This window comes from uncultured Aquincola sp. (assembly GCF_964001545.1).
Classification (GTDB): Bacteria; Pseudomonadota; Gammaproteobacteria; order Burkholderiales; family Burkholderiaceae_C; genus Aquincola.
On record NZ_CAXFDV010000395.1, the window covers coordinates 1 to 3,574 of the forward strand.

Consider the following 3,574-nt stretch of genomic DNA (forward strand, 5'->3'; position numbering starts at 1 on the left):
GCCACCGAGCGCTGGCGCTTTTCGATCTCGGCGTCGAAGAACTCCTCCACCCGCCCGCAGGTCAGGCACACCAGATGGTCGTGGTGCTGGCCTTCGTTCAGCTCGAACACCGACTTGCCGGATTCGAAGTGGCTGCGCGACAGCAGGCCGGCCTGCTCGAACTGCATGAGCACGCGGTACACCGTGGCCAGGCCGATGTCGGCGCCCTCGGCCAGCAGGGCCTTGAACACGTCTTCGGCCGTCATGTGGCGTTGGTCGGCCCGCTGGAACACTTCCAGGATCTTGATGCGCGGGAGCGTCGCCTTGAGGCCGCTGCTCTTGAGTTCGTCTACGTGGTTCATGGCCGACCCCTGCAAATGGGGACCTTAGAATCCCGCCATGATAGCCAGCCCGCCTCGGCGCACCATGTTTCGAATCGAATACCTCGGCCTCCTCGGGGCCCTGATGGCCGCCAGCGGCTGCAGCTCGTGGCAGCAGTCGCTCAAGACCAGCGACAACATCCTGGGCGTGATCACGCCCTACCGCGTGGAGGTGGTGCAGGGCAACGTCGTCACGCGCGAGCAGATCGAGCTGGTCAAGCCGGGCATGAACCGCGCCCAGGTGCGCAACGTGCTGGGCTCGCCGCTGCTCACCGACCTGTTCCACGAGAACCGCTGGGACTACATCTTCACCATCAAGCGCCAGGGCACCGAGCCGCAGCGCCGCAGCGTGGTGCTGATGTTCGACGGCGACACGCTCAAGTCGATCGACGCACCCGACCTGCCGGGTGAACAGGATTTCGTGGCCTCGATCAGCCCGATCAAGGTCAGCAACAAGGAGCCCAAGCTCGAGCTGACGGAAGAGCAGCGCAAGGCGCTGCCCATCCCGCCCAAGCCCGAACCGACCGCATCGGCGCCCGACTTCTCCGGCCCCACCCGGCCTTACCCGCCGCTGGAGGCCAGCAAGTGAGCGCGCCGATTCGCATGGCCATCGCCGGCTCGTCCGGCCGCATGGGCCGCATGCTGATCGAAGCGGTGGAAGCCGCCGACGACTGCGTGCTGGCCGGCGCCCTCGACGTGGCGGGCAGCCCCGCGCTGGGCACCGATGCCACCGCCTGGCTGGGCCGCGAAAGCGGCGTCCAGGTCACGGCCGACGTGCGCACCGCACTGGCCAACGCCCAGGTGCTGATCGACTTCACCCGCCCCGAAGGCACGATGGCCCACCTGGCCGTCTGCCGCGAGCTGGGCGTGCGTGCCGTCATAGGCACCACCGGCTTCAATGAGGCGCAAAAGGCCGAGATCGCCGAGCACGGCCGGCACATCGGCATCGTGATGGCGCCCAACATGAGCGTGGGCGTGAACGTGGTGCTCAAGCTGCTGGACATGGCCGCCCGAGCCTTGAGCGAAGGCTACGACATCGAGATCATCGAAGCCCACCACCGCCACAAGATCGACGCGCCCAGCGGCACCGCGCTGAAGATGGGCGAAGTGGTGGCCGCCGCGCTGGGCCGCGACCTGAAGGAGTGCGCCGTCTACGGCCGCGAAGGCGTGACCGGCGAGCGCGATCCCAGCACCATCGGCTTTGCCACGGTGCGGGGCGGTGACATCGTGGGCGACCACACCGTGCTGTTCGCCGGCACCGGCGAGCGCATCGAGATCACGCACAAGAGCGCCAGCCGCGTGACCTACGCACAGGGCAGCCTGCGGGCCGCCCGCTTCCTGGCCGACAAGCCCCAAGGCCTGTTCGGCATGGAAGACGTGCTGCGCCTGAACGCCTGACGCCGCATGGACGGCGGATTCGGGGCGTTCTGGCACGCCAGCGACGGCGTGGGCCGCACGGTGGCGGCACTGCTGCTGCTGATGTCGGTCAGCGCCTGGGTGGTGATCGTGTGGAAGGCCTGGGTGCTGCGCCGCGCGACGGGCGACATCCAGCGCGCGGTGCCGGCCTTCTGGGCCGCGCAGCGGCTGGACGCCGGCCGCGAGCGGCTGGCTGCGCTCGACCGCGAGAACCTGCTGGCGCCGCTGGTGGATGCGGCCACCGCACCCTCGGCGCCGGGCACGCTGGCCACCGATGCCCACCTCTCGTCCCAGCTCACGCGGCGGCTGCGCGATGCACTGCACCGCGGCCTGGCGCACCTGCAGTTCGGCCAGGTGCTGCTGGCCTCGGTGGGCAGCACCGCGCCCTTCATCGGCCTCTTCGGCACGGTCTGGGGCATCTACCACGCGCTGGCCAACATCTCGGCCGAAGGCGGCATCACCATCGAACGCATCGCCGGCCCGGTGGGTGAGGCGCTGGTGATGACGGCGGCCGGCCTGGCCGTGGCCATTCCGGCGGTGCTGGCCTACAACCTGTTCGGCAAATGGGTGGCGGCCTGCGAGGCCGAGCTGGAAGGCTTCGCCCATGACCTGCGCGAGATGATGCTGGCGCGCAGCAGCGAGTCGTAGGGCACGCACGCCATGGCTTTCGGCCGCCTCGAACGCAACCCCGGCGCCAAGCCGATGAGCGACATCAACATGACGCCGCTGATCGACGTGATGCTGGTGCTGCTGGTGATCTTCATGATCACCGCGCCGCTGATGACCAGCAGCCTGAAGCTTGACCTGCCCAAGAGCGATGCCGGCCAGCCCAGCGAGGCGCCGGCCTTCGTCACCGTGGCCATCGACGAGCAGGGCCGGCTGTTCCTGGACGAGCAGCCGCTGGCACAAGAAGCGCTGGCCCAGCGCCTGGCCGATGCCGGCCGCGCCAACCCGCAGCTGGAAGTGCAGCTGCGCGCCGACCGCCGCGTGCCCTATGGCGACGTGGCGCAGCTGATCGGCCTGATGCAGAAGGCCGGGCTCAGCCGCATCGGCTTCGTCACCGAGCCGGGCACGCCCTAGCCCACGCCCGGGGCGCAACCCGTCCCTACAATCGGCCGCATGAACGACAAGTACATGCCGGCCGAGGTCGAGGCCGCGGCGCAAAACCACTGGAACGCGCGCGACGCCTACCGCGTGACCGAAGACGCGAGCAAGCCCAAGTTCTACGCCTGCTCGATGCTGCCCTACCCCAGCGGCAAGCTGCACATGGGGCATGTGCGCAACTACACCATCAACGACATGCTCGCCCGCCAGCTGCGGATGAAGGGCATGAACGTGCTGATGCCGATGGGCTGGGACGCCTTCGGCCTGCCGGCGGAAAACGCGGCGATGAAGAACAAGGTGCCGCCCGCGCAGTGGACCTATTCCAACATCGCCTACATGAAAAAGCAGATGCAGGCGATGGGCTTGGCCATCGACTGGAGCCGCGAGGTGGCCACCTGCTCGCCCGCCTACTACAAGTGGAACCAGTGGCTGTTCCTGCAGATGCTGCAGGCCGGCATCGCCGAGCGCCGCACCCAGGTGGTGAACTGGGACCCGGTGGACCAGACCGTGCTGGCCAACGAGCAGGTGGTGGACGGCCGCGGCTGGCGCTCGGGCGCACTGGTGGAAAAGCGCGAGATCCCGGGCTACTACCTCAACATCACCAAGTACGCCGACGAGCTGCTGGCGCATGTGCAGCAGCACCTGCCCGGCTGGCCCGAGCGCGTCAAGCTGATGCAGGAGAACTGGATCGGCAA

General features: G+C 68.5%; 6 protein-coding genes. 5 read left to right on the forward strand and 1 reads right to left on the reverse strand.

Annotation, left to right across the window (positions count from 1 at the left end):
* Window positions 1–341 (reverse strand): ferric iron uptake transcriptional regulator (fur, locus tag ABNT58_RS13635; RefSeq protein ID WP_348754013.1); only part of this gene is annotated, 341 nt, incomplete at its 3' end.
* Window positions 342–405: 64 nt separating this feature from the next.
* On the opposite strand from fur, the gene bamE reads away from it, so the two are divergent.
* From bamE to ABNT58_RS13660, 5 genes are all read left to right on the forward strand, one after another.
* On the forward strand, window positions 406–948 hold the full coding sequence (bamE, locus tag ABNT58_RS13640; RefSeq protein WP_348754014.1) for an outer membrane protein assembly factor BamE: 543 nt from the start codon (window positions 406–408) through the stop codon (window positions 946–948).
* 14 nt (window positions 949–962) lie between these two features.
* Window positions 963–1,757 (forward strand): 4-hydroxy-tetrahydrodipicolinate reductase, encoded by a 795-nt coding sequence (dapB, locus tag ABNT58_RS13645; RefSeq protein WP_348754017.1) that lies wholly within the window; start codon window positions 963–965, stop codon window positions 1,755–1,757.
* Between the two features lie 6 nt (window positions 1,758–1,763).
* Complete coding sequence (locus ABNT58_RS13650; protein ID WP_348754015.1) at window positions 1,764–2,423, forward strand: MotA/TolQ/ExbB proton channel family protein; 660 nt, start codon at window positions 1,764–1,766, stop codon at window positions 2,421–2,423.
* A 12-nt stretch (window positions 2,424–2,435) separates the two neighbouring features.
* A complete protein-coding gene (locus tag ABNT58_RS13655; RefSeq protein WP_250197963.1) occupies window positions 2,436–2,855 on the forward strand; it encodes a biopolymer transporter ExbD in 420 nt (139 codons plus the stop codon).
* 39 nt (window positions 2,856–2,894) lie between these two features.
* A partial coding sequence (locus tag ABNT58_RS13660) for a class I tRNA ligase family protein (protein ID WP_348754016.1) occupies window positions 2,895–3,574 on the forward strand: 680 nt, incomplete at its 3' end.